Origin of the sequence: Pseudoduganella violaceinigra DSM 15887, assembly GCF_000425385.1 — a bacterium.
In the GTDB taxonomy this organism is placed as follows: domain Bacteria; phylum Pseudomonadota; class Gammaproteobacteria; order Burkholderiales; family Burkholderiaceae_D; genus Rugamonas; species Rugamonas violaceinigra.
In genome coordinates this window covers 491,015-510,678 of record NZ_AUDI01000004.1, presented here as the reverse complement: position 1 = coordinate 510,678, position 19,664 = coordinate 491,015, and the positions used below count along the sequence as shown (strand labels likewise).

Genomic DNA, 19,664 nt, shown 5'->3' with positions numbered 1-19,664 from the left:
TGTGGACCACGGTCATCACGACGCTACCAGCTGAAGGCCGTCAACACCTCGCCGCCGGCCAGCAAGCAGAAGGCGACTTCGCATCGGCGTCCGCTTGGCCAGTCAGCGCACAGCGCCTCCTGCGTCACGAACCGCATACGTTGCGCCGTCAAGTCGAAGGCTTCCAGGCGCAAGGCGGAAAAATCGAAGATGCGGCCCACTGCGCGCGCCACGGCTTTGTAAAAGCTCTCTTTGGCGGAAAAGACCAGTGCCAGCGCCGTCGGATATGGCAGTTGCGCCAGCCCTTGCAGCAGAATGCGCTCGAACCGGTCAAGCACCAGCTGTTCCACGCTGTCGATGGAGCTGGCTGCAATGGGCTGTTCGATATCGATGCCAAAGCCCTGACAGTAATACGCGGGCAACACGGCGGCCGCTGCGACCGAGCCGGTATGGGTGATCGTTCCTGCCAGCGCGGCCGGGAATACGGGCTCCCGCATGGCCCCTATCGTCACCTGTCCCGCCGCATGGCCGTGTTCCTGGATCGCCAAAGCAGCGGCAAGGCGGCCAAAAAAGAATTCAGCCTGGCGTTTTTGCACGCTTCTCTCTATCGTCGCAGGCATTGCGATGCCCGCAGCGGCAAAAGCAGATACATGGAAACCAGCGGCATCGTAACGCAGCAGTTGCGCATCGCAAGCGCGGCCCGCGAGCGGCAAGCGCAACCGCGAGTGTCCGCAAAAGCCGGGCAAGGCTTGCGGCCCGGCGCTGGCAGCCTTCCATTCAGTTTCAACGGCTAGCATCCCGCTCCCTCATATCAACCCGCCGCCTCTGCTGCCGGCTCGGTTGCGGCAACCCGTCCACGATTGCGCCGGAATTGCCACAAGGCGAAGAGCGCTGCGCTGGCCTGCAGCAGGCAGCAAAAATAGAACGGCGCGCCCATGCGCCAGTCGCTGCGCGGCATTTCCGAAATCATGGCCAGCAGCGGCGCGCCGATCACCGGCGCCGCCACCGCCATCAGGCTGCCGGCGGAGCTGACCGCGCCCATGGTATTGCCCTGGCTGCGCGCATCGGCCGAGCTGGAGATGATGCTTTGGATTGTCGAGGTGACGATATAACCCAGGCCATTTGCCACAATGATCGCGTAGAACATCCAGCCTTCGTTCGCCAGGCCATACAGCAAGTTGGCAACCGAGGCGGAGAACATGCCGGCCATGGCCAGGCGGTGGGGACCCAGAGCCTTGAGCAGCCCTTTCAACAGCACCCCCTGCACAATCACCGACATCACACCGATGGCGGCTACCGACCAGCCGCTTTCCTGCGGTCCCCAGCCGAATTTGAAATTGCCGTAAATGACCCAGATGATAAAGCCGATGGTTTGCGCCAGCGTGGTCAGCGCAAACGCCGTGACCAGACGGCCATTGCCGTCCAACCGCGCCAGCGCACGCAGCGAGGTGAAAGGATTGGCCATGCGCCAGGAGAACGGGCGGCGGCGCGACGGCGGCAGCGATTCCGGCAGTACGAAGCAGCCGTACAGCAGATTGACCAAGGCCAGGCTGCCCGACACGATAAAGGGCAGCTGCAGATTGATCGCCCCAAGCAGCCCGCCCAGGACCGGTCCCAGAATAAAGCCGAGGCCGAACATCGCGCCCAGCATGCCGAAGCGGCGCGCCCTTTCTTCTGGCGTAGCGGTGATATCGGCCACATAGGCGTTGGCCACCGCGCCATTGGCCTGCATGGCGCCACCGACCAGGCGCACCGCCACCAGCATCCACAACGACGTGGCAAAGCCGGTGGCAAAGAAGTTCAGCGCCAGGCCGCAAAAGCCAAGCAGCAGGACCGGGCGGCGGCCATAGGCGTCGGACAGCGCGCCCAGTATCGGCGAGCCAAAGAAGTTCCCGATGGCGAAGGCCACCACTACCACGCCATACCAGAAGGCCTGGTCGGCCGGCGAAGTGGTGAAGCTACCCATCAGCGGGGCCAGCACAGGCATGCTCAGACCGACCGACATCATGTCGATCAGCACCGTCAGCATGATAAAGGGCATGGCGGCATTGCTGTCGCGCTTAGCCGGATTGCTTGTCATATTCAATTCCGATCCGTTTAAAAATCTGTCTACCGGCATCAGGCGCGCAATTTCAGGCGCACCGGAACACCGCTGGGAACCATGAAGAAGTTCATCACTTCCTTCACCGGCAAGGCCTTGGGATCAGGTTCGATCTCAAAATTACGGAACAACATGGCAATCACCATGCGGATTTCCGTCAGCGCCAGGAAACGCCCGGGGCAGAGGCGCGTGCCGCCGCCAAAGGGGAAGAGCTTGCGGTTCGGGTCATTGGCTTCGTCCGGCTTCTCGTCGAAAATCCAGCGCTCCGGCTGGAACTGGCTGGACTGCGGAAAGTGGTTCTCGTCGAAGCTGGCGCCGACGGCGGAGGCGAAGACCACGGTATTTTTGGGGAAGAAGGTGTCGGCCACAACGCATGCCTCGTTGCTGACCAGGCCAAACACCGGCGCCACGGACTTCAGACGCTGGCTTTCATTGTGCGCGGCATCGAGGTAAGTCAGCTTCGTCAGCATCTCCCAGTCCTGGATGAAGCGTTGTTCGCCCAGCACGGCGTCGGCTTCGGCGGCCAGCTTGGCGGCGGCGGCGGGGTTCTGCACCAGGTTATTGATCATCCATGCGATGGAGTTGGCGGTCGTATCCTCGCCGCCCAGCACGGCAGTGATGGCGTTTCCGATCAATTCCTGGTCGGTGAAATCGTTGCCTTCCTCTTCGCTGGCCACGATCATCGCCTCGAGCATATTGCCTGGTTTCTCGCGTAGCTGCGTGTTGTTTTTGATGCGTTCGCGTGTTTTCTGGATGAAGTCCTTCACCGCCAACTCGATGCGGTCAGCCGACGCGTCGGCATCACGGTCGCGCGGCAGGCGCACGCGGCGCCAATGCGGGAAGATGGCGTTCATGCGCTGGCCAAGGCGCATGAAGAGGCCGTCGATATCGCGCTGCAGCTGATTGCCGTCGGAGTCAATGGCATTCAGTTCGAAGCCCATAGCCAGGGCCACGATCACGTCCAGCGACATCGCCTTCAGGTCGCGGTGCACATTGACCGGCTTCCCCGCTTCCAGCGCCGCCTTCCAGCGCAACATCAAGCGCTCGGTCATGTTCACCATGGTGGGGAAGAAATTGCGCACCACTTCGGCGTTCATGCCGCGCATGACCAGCTTGCGCTGGCGGCGCCAGGCATCGCCTTCCGCGCCGAACACGCCGTCGATCTTCAGCTCCTTCATGATGGTGACGCCGGCCTGGTGGCGGCGGAAGCCGGCCGGCCTGTCGCGCAGCAGGCTTGATACCACCGCATAGTCGGAAACCACAACCACGTTGTGGTTCAGGATCTTGAAGCGAAAGATCGGGCCGAACTGGCGAATCCAGTTTTCCACGGTGACGTGGATGCGCTTGCGGTCAAGCTGCAGCAGGTTGCCGAAAAAGGGGCTGGGTTTGGGGCCCGGCAGATCGGCTATCGTGCGCGAGTATTTGAGCTGGACCGGTTCCCCGGCTTCAGGGCTCATGGAAAGTGTAGAAGTATCCGACATATGCATCTCCTTAGGTATTTTTATGCGACCCGGCTATCGTTGGTGCTGGCGGCCGGCGCAGCGCTGCTCAGGGCGGCGCTGATGCCTTTGCCCAGTTTTTCGATATGCGGCGGTTTGACGATGGTGGCGTGGCTGCCGCCGATCGTGATGTGTTGCAGGCTGCCGCCCAACAGTTTGCGCCATCCCAGCGTGGCGTCGACCCCGGGTGCACGCTCGGCGCTGAACAGATGGACCGTGCCTGCGGGGGCCGGTGCCTCATAGGCCAGCGCCGCCTTCCCACCAGCTTGGTAGATGGCGACCGTGCGCCGCACGAAATCGTCATCCAGACGGCTATCGAGGATTTGCTCGCGCTTGCACAAGGCGATCATGGCGTCCAGCTCATTGCGGCGCCCGAGCTCCAGCAGTTGCGCGACGGCCGTGTGGCGCTGTATATCGAGGCCTGGATGCAGGTCACTCACCCACTGCAAAAAGGCGCAGGCCTGGTCAAACTCGCCATTGGCAGCCAGCGTCATTGTGGCGCGCAGATTGGCGCTGCTGCCGCTGTCGATCATGCCGAGGAAGCGCACGCGCTCACCGGCCGCGTGCAGGCGCTGGGCGATTTCGTAAGCAACCATGCCGCCCAGTGACCATCCCGCCAGCGAATAGGGCCCGGACGGCTGTACCTGACGGATCGCCTCCAGGTAGGCACCAGCCATGGCCTCGATGCTGGCGCGCGGCGTTTCGCCTTGCGCCCAGCCGCTGGCGGCCAAGCCGTAAACCGGGAGCGAGGCATCCAGATGGCGCGCCAGATCGTAGGCGTACTGCACCTCGCCGCCAACTGGATGAATCAGGAAGAGCGGCGCCTGGCTGCCGGCGGGACGGATCGGCACCAGGTTGGGATGGCGCCCGGCGTGCTTGTGCGTGTCAAGGAAAGCGGCCAGCGCTTGGAGGCTTGGGTGGACGAACAGGTCGCGCACCGCGATTTCCGCGTCAAGCTTGCGGCGGATGGCCGAGATCAAGTGCACCGCCAGCAGCGAATGTCCGCCGAGGGCGAAGAAATCGTCGGTCGCACCGACCTTCTCGACCTTGAGAACTTCCTGCCAGATGGCCGCCAGTTGTACTTCCATCGCCCCACGCGGTTCGACATGCGCGGCCGACGCGCGCGTCATGTCCGGCGCAGGCAAGGCTTTGCGGTCGATCTTGCCGTTCGGATTGAGCGGCATGCGCTCCAGTGTCACGAAATGACTGGGGACCATGTATTCCGGCAGGGTACGCAGCAAGCCGGCGCGCAGCAATTCGGCGTCCGGTACCGTCCTGCCCTCGCCCGCCGCCAGATAAGCGACCAGGCGCTTGTCGCCAGCGTGGTCTTCGCGCGCCAGCACCACGGCCTCGCCGGCCAGTGCCTGCAGTGCGGTTTCGACCTCGCCCAGCTCGATGCGGAAGCCGCGGATCTTGACCTGATGGTCGATCCGGCCCAGATATTCGAGCATGCCGTCCGCCCGCTGCCGCACCAGGTCTCCGGTACGGTACATGCGGGTGCCGCGGGTTTTGCCGAAGGGATTGGGGATGAATTTCTCCGCCGTCAGGCCCGGCTGGTGCAGATAGCCGCGCGCCAGGCCGTCGCCGGCGATGCATAGCTCACCAGCAGCGCCCAGCGGAACGGGATTGAGGCGGGCATCCACGATATAGGCCTGGGTATTGGCGATCGGCTTGCCGATGCTGATGGCCGCATCGCCGCCCTTCTCCACCAGGGCGCAGGTGGAATAAGTCGTATCTTCCGAGGGACCGTACAGGTTGAATACCCGCTGCACCGGCTCCTGCTGGTAGAGCGCCTGCGCCAGGGCGTTCGGCAAGGCCTCGCCGGCCAGATTCACCACCTTCACCGAGGCTGGCAAGGTCGTGCTGCGCGCAACTTCGGCCATGGCCGAAGGCACGCTATTCACCAGGGTGACGGGGAATTGCTCCGCCCTTTCGGCAAAGTCCAGGATATTCCGCACCACCCAGACCGATCCGCCCATGCTGAGGGGGACGAAGATTTCGAAGATCGACAGATCGAAGCAGATCGAAGTCGATGCCAGCATCTTGTCCAGCCAGGCGGCGTCGAATTGCCCAAGGGCCCAGTGGATGAAGACCGCCGCATTCAAGTGCTGGATCGCCACGCCCTTCGGCCTTCCCGTCGAGCCGGAGGTGTAGATCACATAGGCCAGATGCTGGCCCAGGGTGCGGTTGACCGGGTTTTCATCGCTATGGGAAGCCAGTTGCTGCTGTTGTGCGTCGACGCAGAATACGGTCACCCCCGCCAACACGGGCAGCTTGGCCAGCAGTTGTTCTTGCGTCAGCAACACCTTGGGTTGCGCATCTCCCAGCATGGCGGCGACCCGCTCTGCGGGATATGCCGGGTCCAGCGGTACATATGCACCGCCGGACTTCAGCACGGCCAACAGGCAGACCACCATATCGGCCGAACGCTCCATGCATACGCCGACCAGATCGTCCGGCCCCACACCCTGGCCGCGCAGATAATGGGCCAGCCGGTTGGCTCGCCCATTCAGCTCGGCGTAGCTGACAGCACGGCCCTCGTGCATCAGGGCCACGCGCTGCGGCGTGCGCGCAACCTGGTCTTCCACTAACTGGTGCATGGTCTGGGTCCCGTGCGCTGGCAGCGACGGCAGATCGGTCTCGTTCCATTGCCGCAGCATGCGATGCAGCTCGTCCTCGCGCATCAGCGGCAGATCGCCGAGCGGACGGTCCGGATCCGTGACGATCGCTTGCAGCAAGCGGACGAAATGGCGCCCCATGCGTTCGATCGTGGCGGCATCAAACAACTCGGCGGCATATTCCAGGCTGCCCTCCAAGCCGTTTTTTCCTTCCGCCAGGATCAAGGTCAGGTCGAACTTGGCGGTGGCGCTTTCAGGAGGCACCGTATCGATGCGGAAGCCAGGCAGTTCCAAAGGACCGGACGGCATGTTCTGCAGCACCAGCATCACCTGGAACAGCGGCGAATAGCTGGGATTGCGTTCGGGCTGCAGGCGTTCCACCAGTTGTTCGAACGGGATGTCCTGATTGGCATAGGCATCCAGCGTGTTCTGCTTGACCTGCTCCAGCAAGGCCGAGAAACTTTGCCCCAGCTGGACCTGTGTGCGCAGCACCAGGGTGTTGACGAAGCAGCCGATCAGGCCTTCGATATCGTCCCGGTTGCGGTTGGCGATCGGGGTACCGATGCAGATATCGTCCTGCCCCGAGTACCGCGCCAGCAGCACGTTGAAGGCGGAGCACAAGACCATGAACGGGGTGCTTTGCTTTTGCAGGCTGAAGGCGCGCAGCCGCGCGCTCAATTCAGGCGGGAATGCCAGCGCCACTTGGGCGCCGCGATGGCTTGGCATCGGCGGACGCGGACGGTCGGTCGGCAGTTGCAGCAAGCCGGGAACGCCGTCCAGCCGACGCGCCCAGTACGCCAGCTGGCGCTCCAGCACCTCTCCGCTCAGCCACTCGCGCTGGCGGCGGGTGAATTCCGCATACTGGATGGGCAACTCGGGCAGCGGCGAAGGCTGCCCCTGCGTGAAGGCGGCGTACAGCGTCCCCATTTCCCGCATCAGCACCCCCAGGGACCAGCCATCGGCAGCGATATGGTGAATTGTCAGCAGCAGCAGATGCTCCTGCGGCGCCAGGCGCAGCAGACTGCTGCGCAGCACGGGCCCGGCCTCCAGGTCGAACGGTGCCTGGGCTTCGTCCTGTGTCAGCCAGAGTGCCCTGGCCTGCCGTTCCGAAGCGGGCAGCGCGCTCAGGTCCGTCAATGGCAGCGGCAAATGCAGCTGTGGCGCGATCACTTGTACCGGCGCGCCATCACCCATGCGGAAACTGGTGCGCAGCGCCTCGTGGCGGCGCACGATTTCATTCAGGGCGCGTTCCAGGGCCGCCGCATCGAGCATGCCGCTGATGCGCATGACCGAAGGCAGGTTGTAGGATGCGCTGCCCGGCTCAAACTCGTTCAGGAACCAGAGCCGCTGCTGGGCAAAAGACAGGGGCAGCGCAGGCTGCTGCTGCGTCGGCGGCGCGACGGCGGCACTGGCCTCCTCTTCGTCCGGCGGCAGCTTCGCGCACAGCAAGGCGACCGTCGGCGCGTCGAACAGATCACGCAATGGCAGCTCAATCTGGAAGGTCTTCTTGATGCGCGACATCAGCTGGGTCGCCAACAGGGAGTGGCCGCCCAGCGCGAAGAAGTCATCCTCGACACTGACCTTCTCCAGCGACAGGATGTCGGCCCAGATGCCGGCCATGGTTTCCTCGCGGCGGTTGCGCGGCGCCACGTACACGGCCTCTTCCCGGCTCATATCCGGCGCCGGCAGCGCCTTGCGGTCAACCTTGCCGTTCGACGTGAGCGGCATCAGGTCCAGCGCGACGAAATAATCCGGCACCATGTAGTCCGGCAGGCTTTGCAGCAGGACGGCACGCAGCGCGGCATCGTCCGGCAAGGCTTGACCGCCGTGCGCCACCAGATAGGCGACCAGACGCGGAATGCCGCGTTCATCCGGCCGCGCCAGCACCACGGTGTCGCGCACCGCTTCCTGCGCCGCGATGGCCGATTCGATCTCGCCCAGCTCGATGCGCAGGCCACGGATCTTGACCTGATGGTCGCTGCGGCCCAGATACTCGATATTCCCGTCCGGCAGATAGCGGGCCAGGTCGCCCGACAGATACATGCGCGCGCCCGGTTCTGCACTATAAGGGTTCGGAATAAAGGTCTGCGCCGTCAGGTCCGGCCGGTTGACATAGCCGCGCGCCAGGCCAATACCGGCGATATACAGGTTGCCGACCACGCCGACCGGCACCGGATTGAATTCGGCATCCAGGATATGGATCTGGATATTGGCGATCGGCTTTCCGATCGGGACGCAGGAGAGCATGCTCTGCGCGTGACACTGCCAGTAAGTGACGTCCACCGATGCCTCGGTCGGGCCGTACAGGTTATGCAGTTCCACGTGCTGCCATTTCGAGAAGAAGCGCTGCTGCAGCTCCATCGGCAAGGCCTGGCCACTGCACATGACCTGGCGCAGCGTGTTGCCGCAATCGCCTTCGGCTTCGTTGAGGAAGACCTCCAGCATAGGCGGCACGAAGTGCATGGTGGTGATCCGTTCCGCGTCGATCAACCTGGCCAGGTACATCACGTCCTGGTGACCGCCCGGCTTGGCGACTACCAGGGTGGCGCCTTCAATCAGGGGCCAGAAGAATTCCCACACCGAGACGTCGAAGCTGAACGGCGTTTTCTGCATGATGCGGTCGGCAGGGGTCAGCAGGTATTCGGCCTGCATCCATTTCAGGCGGTTGACAATGCCGCGCTGGTCGATGCCCACGCCTTTCGGCTTACCGGTGGAGCCCGATGTGTAGATCACATACGCCAGGTTATTCGGCTGGGTGAAGTTTTCCGGGTTCGTGCTGTCGTAAGCTGCCAGCTCGCTGGCGTCGCTATCAAGGCTGAAGACCGGGATACCAGGCACCGTAGGCACGTTCTCCAGCAGGTGCTGCTGGGTAAGGATGGCTTTGACGGCGGCATCCTGCGCGATGGTGGCGAGGCGGTCTTGCGGATAGCTCGGCTCCAACGGCACGTAAGCGCCGCCGGCCTTGTGGATACCATACAGGCCGACAATCATCTCCAGAGAACGCTCGGTGCACAGGCCGACCAGGGAATCCGGTCCCACGCCCAACTGGCGCAGATGGCGCGCCAATTGGTTGGCGCGAGCGTTCAGTTCCGCATACGTCAGACTGCGGCCCTCGTACACCACGGCCTGGTGATGCGGCGTGCGCGCCACCTGGGCTTCGAACAGCTGGTGCAGGGTCTGCGTATCGCCTTGAATAGCCGGATAAACGGTGGCGGTATCGTTAAAGCCACGCAACAGCATGTGGCGCTCTGCGTCGGCCAGCATCGGCAGCAGTCCAACCGGACAAGCCGGGTTGGCGGCAATCGCTTCCAGCAGATGCGTCAGGTGCTGGCCCATGCGCTCAATAGTGCCCGCGTCGAACAGATCGGTCGCGTATTCGAAGTAGCCGCTCAGTGCATTGTTTTCCTCTGTCAGGGCCAAAGTCAGGTCGAACTTTGCCGTCAGGCCCTGGTTCGGCATGCGTTCCAGCTCCAGTCCTGGCATTTCCAGCTTGCCCATTGGCGCGTTCTGCAAGACCAGCATCACCTGGAACAACGGCGCATAGCTGGCGTGGCGTTCCGGCTGCACGGCTTCAACCAATTGTTCAAACGGTACATCCTGGTGGGAGTACGCATCCAGGGTGTTGTCGCGCACCTGTTTGAGCAGGCTGTTGAAGTCCTGCTTCAGATCGACCTGGGTACGCAGCACCAGGGTATTGACGAAGAAGCCGATCAGGCCTTCGATATCCGCGTTATTGCGGTTGGCGATTGGGGTACCGATGCAGATATCGCTCTGGTTGGCATAGCGTGCCAGGAGTACGTTGAAGGCGGCGGCCAGCGTCATGAACAGCGTACTGTGGGCTTGACGGCTCAGCGCCTGCAGGCGCGCCACCAGTTTGGCCGGAATCGCGTAAGACTGCGCCGCACCGGCATGGCTTTGGGCGGCAGGACGCGGCCGGTCGGTCGGCAGCGTCAGCAACGTAGGACCGTCGGCCAACTGGCGCTTCCAGTAATTCAGCTGGCGCTCCAGAACGTCGCCGCTCAGCCACTGGCGCTGCCATTGCGCGAAATCGACATAGCGCATCGGCAGCGGCGCCAGTGCAGCAGGCGCGCCATAAGCGTGGGCGGCATACAGCATGCCCATCTCGCGCACCAGGATCCCCATTGACCAGCCGTCCGATGCGATATGGTGCATCGTCATCAGCAACAGGTAATCCAGCTCGCCCTTCTGCACCAGGCTGGCGCGGATCAGCGGTCCGGTTTGCAGGTTGAAGGGCTGCTTGATCTCGTCCATCAGCAGCTCATGGGCGCGCTCTTCGCGTTCCTGGGGCGGCAGCGCGCGCAAGTCGGCGGCTCCCAGCACGATGTTCAGCTGCGGCAGGATACGCTGGACCGGGGTGCCGTCGATGCTGTCGAAACAGACGCGCAGTGTATCGTGGCGCTGGACGATATCGTTCAAGGCCGCTTGCAGCGCGGCGCGATCGAGCTTACCGCTCATGCGCACTGCTACCGGGATGTTATACAGGGCACTGCTGCCGCCCACCTGGTCCACCAGCCAGAGGCGCTGCTGGGAGAACGACACCGGATAGCTTTCGCCAAGCGGCGCCGCTGCCGGATCGCCCGGCCCATCGGCACATACTGTGGCGGCAGCGCTTTGTGGGGCTGGGCTGGCCGCTGCGGCCTGCGCAGGCAGGATCTGCGCCAGCAGTTCCGCCACGGTCGGCGCGGCGAAGACACCGTGCAGTGTGGCCTCGACCTGGAAGCCGGCATTCACGCGCTGTACGAGCTGAGTCGCCAGCAGCGAATGGCCGCCCAGGTCGAAGAAGTTGTCGTGCACCCCCACCTGCCCTAACTGCAGCACTTCGGCCCAGATGCGCGCCATTTTCTCTTCATCCGGCGTGCGTGGCGCAACATAGCCTTCCGCATCGCCGCCCATGGCCGGCAGGGGCAAGGCGCTGCGATCAATTTTGCCGTTAGGCGTGAGCGGCAGCGCCTCCAGCACCACGAAGTGGCGCGGCGCCATATATTCGGGCAGTGCACGCAGCAGGATGGCGCGCAGATCCGCCGTATCGGGAATTGCCTGGCCAGGTTGTCCAACCAGATAGGCCACCAGGCGCTTGCCGCCATTATCATCCTCACGCGCAAGGACCGCCGCCTCGCGTACATAAGGCAGCTCCGTCAGCGCGGCCTCGACCTCGCCCAGCTCGATACGGAAGCCGCGAATCTTGACCTGATGGTCGATACGTCCCAGGAACTCGATGCTGCCGTCGGCCAGGCGGCGTACCAGGTCGCCCGAGCGGTACATACGCGCGCCGGCCTGCTCGGCATACGGGCAAGGCAGGAATTTCTCGGCCGTCAGGTCCGGGCGGTTCAGATAACCGCGCGCCAGGCCATCACCCGCCAGATACAATTCGCCCGCCACCCCGACCGGAACCGGTTCCAGCTTGGTGTCGAGCACATAGGCTTGCCTGCCGGCGATGGCGCGGCCGATCGGAATGGATCCGAGGCGGAGCGCGTCATCACCAATGTCGTGGCAGCAGCTGAAGGTCGTATTCTCGGTCGGACCGTAGCCATTCGTCAGGCGCACCTGTCCTGCGCTAGCCTGCACGAATCGTTTCACATGCGCCATCGACAGCGCTTCGCCGCCGGCCAGTACATGGCGCAGTTTCGCCAGGCTGGCCGGATGATGATCGACCATCTGGTTGAACATCGCCGCCGTCAGCCACAAGGTGGTGACGGACGAGCGCTCCAGCACAGACGCCAGCTGCTGCAGCGATTCGAAGGCCGCCGGGAAGATCTCCAGGCGCGCACCGTTCAGCAGCGCGCCCCAGATTTCAAAGGTCGCCGCATCGAACGACAGCGGTGCAAATTGCAGGACGCTGTCGCTTTCGTCCAGGGCGCAATAGCTGGCGTCAATCACCAGACTCAGCACGTTGCGGTGCGTGGCCGGCACACCTTTCGGTCGGCCTGTCGATCCCGAGGTGTAGACGACGTATGCCAGATGTTCGGCGCCTGCCGCCTGCTGCGGATTCTGCGTGGAGTAGCGCGCCAGCGAGGTCTTTTGCAGGTTCAGGCTGACGACATCAATGCCGCCGGTGGATAAGCGCCCGACCAGATGATCCTGGGCCAGTAGAACGGCCGGCTGCGCATCGGATAGCATATGCGCCAGGCGCTCGGCGGGATAGGCAGGGTCCAGCGGCAGATAAGCCCCACCCGCCTTCAGCACGCCGAGCAAGGCCACTACCATTTCCAGCGAGCGTTCGGCGCAAACACCGACCAGTACATCCGGTCCTACGCCGAGGGCACGCAACTGATGCCCAAGCTGGTTGGCACGCTGGTTCAGTTCCCCATAGCTCATGCTGCTGCCGCCGCAGGTCAGCGCAAGGCTGCCTGGATGGCGTTCCGCGCGCTGTTCGAACAGCTGCGAAATGGTGCTGGCATGCGCGGGATTAGCGCGTGCGCCATCGTTCCAACCGTGAATCAGCTGTTGGCGTTCCGCCTCACCCAATAGCGGGAGAGTGTCGAGCGCGCGCGCGGGATCGTCCGCAACGGCTTGCAGCAAACGGGTGAAGTGTTCGGCCATGCGTGCAATGGTGGCGGCGTCGAACAGGTCGGTGGCATATTCGATACAGCCCGCCAGTGCACCCTCGCCTTCGCGTAGCACCAGGCTCAAGTCGAACTTCGACGATACGCCTTCGCTCTCCAGTTGTGTCATGGCCAGGCCCGGCAGAACCAGTTCCCCCATCGGCGTGTTGTGCAGAACCAGCATGACCTGGAACAGCGGCGTATAACTGGCGTGACGTTTCGGTTGCAGCGTCTCGACCAGGTGTTCGAAAGGTACGTCCTGATGGGCATAGGCTTCCAGCGTATGTCCGCGCACCTGCTCCAGCAGCGCATTGAAGCTTTGTTCCAGGTCCACTTGCGTACGCAGCACCAGGGTGTTGACGAAGAAGCCGATCAGGCCTTCGAGCCCGGCATGGTTGCGGTTGGCGATCGGCGTACCGATGCAAACGTCATTCTGGCCGGAATAGCGGGCCAACAGCACATTGAAGGCGGCGCACAGCGTCATGAACAAGCTGGCGTCTTTGCCGCGGCTCAGCTTCCGCAGCTTGGCCGTCAATGCGGCGGGAATCGAGAATGGCATGCTGGCGCCGACATGGGTTGCCGCGGCGGGACGCGGACGGTCAGTCGGAAGATTCAGCAATTCCACACTGCCTGCCAGGCGCTCGCGCCAGTAATCCAGTTGCCGTCCCAGCACAGCACCACTCAGCCAGTGGCGCTGCCATTCCGCGAAGTCGGCATACTGGATAGGCAGTGGCGGCAATGGCGACGATCCGCCCTGCACATAGGCGGCATACAGCACGCCGACTTCGCGCACCAGTACCCCCATCGACCAGCCATCAGACACGATGTGGTGGATGGTCACCAGCAGGATATGCTCTTGCGCGCCGAGGCGCAGCAGGCCCGCGCGGATCAGCGGTCCGGTCGCAAGGTCGAACGGCGCCTGGGCCTCGTCCTGCAGCAGCCATTTGGCGCGGGCTTCGCGCTCCGATGGCGGCAGGCCGCTCAGGTCCGTCACGGCCAGCGACAGATCGAGCTGCGCTGCGATCGCCTGCACTGGTTTTCCATCCGCCATGACGAACGTGGTGCGCAGCGCTTCGTGGCGCTGCACCACCGTATTCAGTGTACGCAGCAGCGCCGCATGATCGAGCGTTCCACACATGCGCACTGCACCGGCGACGTTGTACAGCGCATTGTGGCTGCCCATTTGGTCCAGGAACCACAGGCGTTGCTGGGCGAATGAGAGCGGCGTCCCGGCCGTACGCGGGGAACGCGGAATCACGCTGCGCGCAGGTGCGGAGATGGTGCTAACCAGGCCGCGCGCCACGGCCCAGGCTTGCAGGGACGCGGCCGTGGGCGCTTCGAATACCGCGTTGACCGGCAATTCCAGGCCCAGATCGAGACCGATCCGGGTAACCAGCTGGGTCGCCAGAAGGGAGTCGCCGCCCAGGTCGAAGTAGTTGTCGTCCGCCTGCAGGGTGGGTCGGCCGAAGAAGGCACGCCATACAGCCAGCATGGCTTGCTCGCCGTCCAACGCGGTGCCGGCTGGCGCAACCGCAACGCTATCTTGCGGCGACGCCAGCACCTGGTTGCCGCGCAGGGCCGCGGCAAGCTCCGGCTGTTCAGGATAGCGCACATCGGTCCAGAAACGATGGCGGGAGAATGGATAAGTTGGCAGGCTGATACGGCGCGGTTTGCTCGCCCCGTCCGCGCTATAAAGTGCATGCCAGTCAAAGGTGAATCCCTTCACCCAAAGATCGAGCAGCTTGCCGTACTTGCCCTTCGTAATCCAGGCCTGCACGGTAAGGCTCATGTCCTCATCGTCGGCCAGCGCCGCTAGAGCACTGCGTTTGGCCTGGCCGCGATAGACGCCGTCCGGGGCCGACTGGCCGTTGGCAAACGCCTGCAATATCTGGCGCAGGTCTCCGATGGAATCGGCCAGCAATGCCAGGCGTTCTTCCATCGCCTCACGGCCGGTCTGCAAGGTAAAGGCAAGGTCGCCCAGTGCGGGAAGCGCAGCGCCGCGTTCCGGCGCAATGGCATCCAGCAGGCGATCAGCCTGGCGCTGCAGGCCTTCTTCATCGCGTGCGGACAGCACTATCAGGGCCGGTCCCACGAGTGAGCTCTCCCGAACAGGAGCGATATACTCTTCGATCACGACATGGGCGTTGCTGCCGCCGGCACCGAAAGACGACACCCCGGCGATACGCGGGTACTCGCGCTGCCGCCCGCCGATCTCCAGCACAGGACGCGCCCATGGGCTTGCCGCCTGCTGCACCACAAAGGGCGAAGCGGCGAAATCGATCTGCGGATTGAGTTTGGCTGCGTGCAGGCTGGGAACCAGTGTGGCGTGCTTCATCTGCATCAGTACCTTGCTGATGCCGACGAAGCCGCTGGCGCTTTCGCAATGACCGACATTGGATTTTGCCGTACCAATGGCGCAGAACTGCTGGTCGCCGGTCCAGTTGCGGAAAGCTTTGTTCAAACCGGCGATCTCGATAGGATCGCCCAGATTGCTGCCCGTGCCTTGCGCCTCCAGATAGCTGACGCAGCGCGCATCGACGCCTGCGCGCTCCAGTGCGTCCTGCACCACCCGCGCTTGCGCATTCGGGCCGGGAACCAAAAATCCATTGGTCTTCCCGCCGGAATTCACTGCGCTGCCCTTGATGACGCCATAAATATGGTCGCCATCGGCAATCGCTTTTTGCAGAGGTTTCAGGACGAGCGCACCCACCGCTTCGCCATCCACGAAACCGTCGCCGTCGGCGGCAAAAGCCTTGCACTTGTCGCCGCCGGAGAGCAGCGTCAGTTCGGACAGGTCGGCCATATGGCCCGGCGCCAGGATCAAGTTGACGCCACCGGCCACGGCAACATCGCTGCTGCCGCAGCGCAGGCTTTCGATCGCCATGTGCACGGCGGTCAACGAGGACGAACAAGCGGTATCGACCGCCATGCTCGGCCCCTGGAAGTTGAACAGGTAGGAGGCGCGGTTGGCGATGGACCAGAAGCGGCTGCCGGTCGCATAGTATTCATGGGTGACGCCAACGAACACGCCGACCTTCCTGCTTGGGCAAAGGCCGGCTGGCGTATAGCCCGCGTCTTCGATCGATGCATAGGCCTCCTGCAGGAACAAGCGTTCCTGTGGACTGATCATCTGGGCCTCGCGCGGCGTTATGTTGAAGAACAAATGGTCGAAGCCGGCCACATCGTTCAGCAGGCCCGCCCATTTGCTGTAGCTCTTGCCGGGCTGATTACGACGCGCGTCGTAGACCTTTGCGCTATCCCAGCGTTCAGCCGGAATCTCGGATATGCAGTTGCGCCCGTCCAGCAGGTTTTCCCAGAACTGATTGACATCGTCTGCCTGCGGGTAGCGTCCCGACAGGCCGATGATGGCCACGTCGAAGGGTGCGCTATTGACCGACGCTTGCGATGGCGCGGGAACGGCTGTAGCCAGGAAGCGGCGCGCGCTGGCGATTTTGGCGATCAGCTTGGGCTCATCCGCCCGCTCCGGCGATGCCTCCTGCGGGGCTGCAGGAATGTGCGCCGGAGCGCTGCCGAGGCCTGTCCAGCGCACCAGCGCCGCACGATCGGTACGCAGGAAATGGTCCACCAGTTCTTCAATGCTTTGGTATTCGAAGAAAATCGTGGTGCTGATATCGCTGTCGTTGCCGAAGACCTCGCGCAAGGCGCCGGTCAGTTCCATCACCAGGATGGAGTCGATTCCGTATTGGTCGAAACTGACGGTGGCGTCGATATCGGCGACGGCAACCTTGATCGCCCCGCCAATCAATTTTTTGAACTGCAGGATGCTCTGTTCACGCAGCGCATCCGATGCGGGTTGGACCGCCGCCGGGCGCGGTGCAACAACCGGTCGCGCAGCTGGGGCACCCACGGCGCGCACGCTGAACTGCTTGAAGCGCAGGCAAACCGTGCCATCCTCATCGCACAGATCGATATCGATTTTCTGCACAGCGTCGTCTGCGCTGCTGCCGGCGCTGCGACGCACCAGCGCCCACATGGTCGGGGCAAGCGGAGCGCAGACCTCCAGGGCTTCCAGTCCGAAAGGCAGGAGGAGCCCAGTGCCAAGGGCGGCGCCATCCTGCGAAACCTGCAAGCCCAGCGTCGCCTGCAATGCCGCATCCAGCAGCGCCGGATGCAGGACAAAGTCACCGGCTGGCGCGGCTGAAGGCAGCTGAATCTGCGCCAGCGCGATATCCTGCCCTGCCAGCAGCAAGGTCAGGCCACGGAAACTCACGCCGTATTGCAGCCCCATCTCGGCAAATGCGGCATAGCATTGTTCCGCGTCCAACTGCGCCTTGCCGCACTGTTCCCGCAGTTCCGCCAGATTGTGCCGGGCGTGCGCACCGGCTTCCGGTAGCGGCAGAACCTCGCCCTGGCTATGGACCAGCATCGCCTCACCCGCTTCGCTATAGATTTCAAAGGCGATCGAACCATCGTTTTGAGGCAGCAGCGCGATGTGCAGATCAAGCCCCCCTTCGGAAACCTTGGCCGGCCGCGCCCAGTTTATGCGGCGCAAAACGAGGCTGCCACTGCTACCCAAAGCCGCCGCAGCGGCACTATATGCCATCTCCAGCTGGGCCACACCGGGAAGCATCGGTACGCCGTGGACCATGTGATCGGCCAAGAAGAACTCCTTTCCAGAGAACCGGCTGCTGAAACGCTGCGCCGAGAAGTCGGAAGTATTGCGGTGCAGCAGAGGATGCAGCAAGGACGCCGGCAAGGCTTGGCGCGCCTGATCCGGCACCCAGTAACGCTCGCGCGCAAACGGATAAGATGGAAGGCTGACACGCCGCGGCTTCGCGCCATGCTGGTAAAGCGTCTTCCAGTCGAAAGCCAGGCCTTTGACCCACAGCTCGAGCACCTTATCGAATTTACCTTTGTTCAGCCACGCCTCGATGGTCTGCGCCAGGTCTTCATCCGCGCCAAAGGAGGCGATGGCATCCTTGCCGCGTTTATGCTGGCCGCGATAGATGGCGTTCGTGTCGCCGCGCAGGTAAGCCGCGAGCCGGGAGCGTAGATCGTCCAATGAATCGGCCACCATCGCCAGGCGCTCCTCCATCGGTTCACGCCCCGTCTGTAGCGTAAAGGCCAGGTCGGCCAGGCGCATGGTCGGGTCTATCCGGCCCGGCTGGAGCGCTTCCAGCAGCAGTTGTACCTGTTCCTGCAGGCGCTCGGGGTTGCGCGCCGAGAGCACCACCATAGCGGGGCCGGCTGGTGGCACGGCCGGCGCAGGGGCAATGTACTCTTCCAGTACCACGTGGGCATTCACGCCGCCAAAGCCGAAGGAACTGACGCCGGCCCGACGCGGCAAGTCGCGTCCTGACGCATCCTGCAAGGCGTTCCACGGCGCCGCCTGCTGCACCACGTAGAATGGGCTCGCGCTGAGATCAATATAGGGATTCAGCGTTTCGCAATGCAGGCTTTTGGCCAGGGTTTTGTGCTTCATTTGCAGCAGGACCTTGATCACGCCGGCCACGCCAGCCGCGAGTTCCAGATGTCCGATATTCGATTTCACCGATCCCAGCCCGCAGTGCGCCGCGGTGTCGCCGCTACCGCTGCCGGCGTACAACGCCTTGAAGGCCGATTTCAGCGCCGTCACCTCCACCGGATCGCCTAGCGCCGTACCTGTGCCATGCGCCTCAATGTAGCCGACCGTGCGCGGGTCAATGCCGGCCTGACGGTATGCCGCAATGAGCAGCTCCGCCTGGGCCCGGGAGTTTGGGGCAGTCAGCGAGTTGGCGCGGCCGCCGTGATTCTCGGCCGTGCCCCGTACCACGGCGTAGATATGGTCGCCATCGCGTTCGGCGGCCGACAGTTTTTTCAGTACCAGCATGCCGGCGCCCTCCGCGCGCACATAGCCGTTGGCCTGGTCCGAGAACGTCTTGCAGCGGCCGTCCTTACACAGCATGCCCGCCTTGCTGAAACTGATGTGGGCTTCCGGCGTCACGATGGTGTTGACGCCACCCACCACCGCCACGCAGGATTCGCCGCTCTGGATCGCCAGTACGCCGCGCCGTATCGCGACCAGCGAGCTGGAACACGCCGTTTCCACCGGCTCGCTTGGGCCATGCCAGTCAAACATATAACTCAGGCGGTTGGCGCCTACCGAAGGTACGCTGCCCGTGGACGTATAGGCTTCGCCGCCCAACCCCGCCTGATTCAGCAGATTGCCGTAGCCTGTCGGGCCGGTGCCAATGAAGATGGCCGTATCGCTCCCAGCCAGCGCGTGGCCGCTATAGCCGGCGTCTTCCAGCGCCTTCCATACATGCATCATCGCGAGGCGCTGCTGCGGATCCATCAGCTCCGCCTCTTTGGGAGAAATGCCGAAGAACTTCGGATCGAATTGGTCGACGCCATCGATAAAGCCGCCCCATTTGATATCGGTCTTGCTGGCATCCCAGCGGGCGGAAGGAATCTCGCTGATGCAGTCCTTGCCTTCGGACAGGTTGCGCCAGAACTCATTCACATCGCGCGCCATCGGGAACTGGCCGCTGATGCCGATAATCGCCACCGGCTCAACACCTGTCTGCGGTGCGAGCGTAGCGAAAGCCTGCCCTTGTCTTGCGTAACCGCCGCGACGGCGCGCGGGCGCGATGTCACGCGGCTCTTCGCGTACATTTTCCGGCGTCGCGACCTGCACGGCTGCCGTGAATTTCGGGGCCAACTGCACCGCGTATTCGCGCGCAAGGTAAGCGGAGAGGCCGTCCAGCGTGGGATGTTCAAAGAATACCGAGGGGGTGATCTCGATGTCCAGACGCTGGCCAATGGTGTTGGCCAGCCCGGTCAGGGCCACAGAGTCGAAGCCGTATTCGCTCAAGGTCGTGTCGCCGTCGATATCCTGTGCATTGACCTTCATTTGCGCGGAAACCCAGCTGACCAGCAGTTTTTTCAGTTGTTCTTGCACAAT

5 protein-coding genes are annotated in these 19,664 nt (G+C 63.4%); 1 reads left to right on the top strand and 4 read right to left on the bottom strand.

Annotated features, from left to right (window positions below):
* Positions 1-23: 23 nt before the first annotated feature.
* Positions 24-599, bottom strand: a complete 576-nt coding sequence (locus H597_RS33955; protein ID WP_229632109.1) for a 4'-phosphopantetheinyl transferase family protein — start codon at positions 597-599, stop codon at positions 24-26.
* Here H597_RS33955 and H597_RS35625 point away from each other — a divergent pair.
* Positions 504-773, top strand: a complete 270-nt coding sequence (locus tag H597_RS35625; RefSeq protein ID WP_051293557.1) for a hypothetical protein — start codon at positions 504-506, stop codon at positions 771-773. The genes H597_RS33955 and H597_RS35625 overlap by 96 nt on opposite strands.
* 17 nt (positions 774-790) lie before the next feature.
* On the opposite strand, the gene H597_RS0105945 is transcribed toward H597_RS35625, so the two are convergent.
* The 3 genes from H597_RS0105945 to H597_RS29900 are packed head-to-tail and all read right to left on the bottom strand — an operon-like array spanning position 791 to position 19,661.
* Positions 791-2,059, bottom strand: a complete 1,269-nt coding sequence (locus tag H597_RS0105945; RefSeq protein ID WP_028101325.1) for a tetracycline resistance MFS efflux pump — start codon at positions 2,057-2,059, stop codon at positions 791-793.
* Positions 2,060-2,097: 38 nt separating this feature from the next.
* On the bottom strand, positions 2,098-3,561 hold the full coding sequence (locus tag H597_RS0105940) for a cytochrome P450 (protein ID WP_211232011.1): 1,464 nt from the start codon (positions 3,559-3,561) through the stop codon (positions 2,098-2,100).
* Between the two features lie 20 nt (positions 3,562-3,581).
* Positions 3,582-19,661: a non-ribosomal peptide synthetase gene (locus tag H597_RS29900; RefSeq protein ID WP_035373166.1), complete on the bottom strand. Its 16,080-nt coding sequence runs from the start codon at positions 19,659-19,661 to the stop codon at positions 3,582-3,584.
* Positions 19,662-19,664: the final 3 nt, after the last annotated feature.

Bases quoted from the DNA above. Each gene is read 5' to 3' on its own strand.
- H597_RS35625 (WP_051293557.1), top strand. From the start codon at position 504: ATGGCCGTGTTCCTGGATCGCCAAAGCAGCGGCAAGGCGGCCAAAAAA.
- H597_RS33955 (WP_229632109.1), bottom strand. From the start codon at position 599: ATGCCTGCGACGATAGAGAGAAGCGTGCAAAAACGCCAGGCTGAATTC.
- H597_RS0105945 (WP_028101325.1), bottom strand. From the start codon at position 2,059: ATGACAAGCAATCCGGCTAAGCGCGACAGCAATGCCGCCATGCCCTTT.
- H597_RS0105940 (WP_211232011.1), bottom strand. From the start codon at position 3,561: ATGTCGGATACTTCTACACTTTCCATGAGCCCTGAAGCCGGGGAACCG.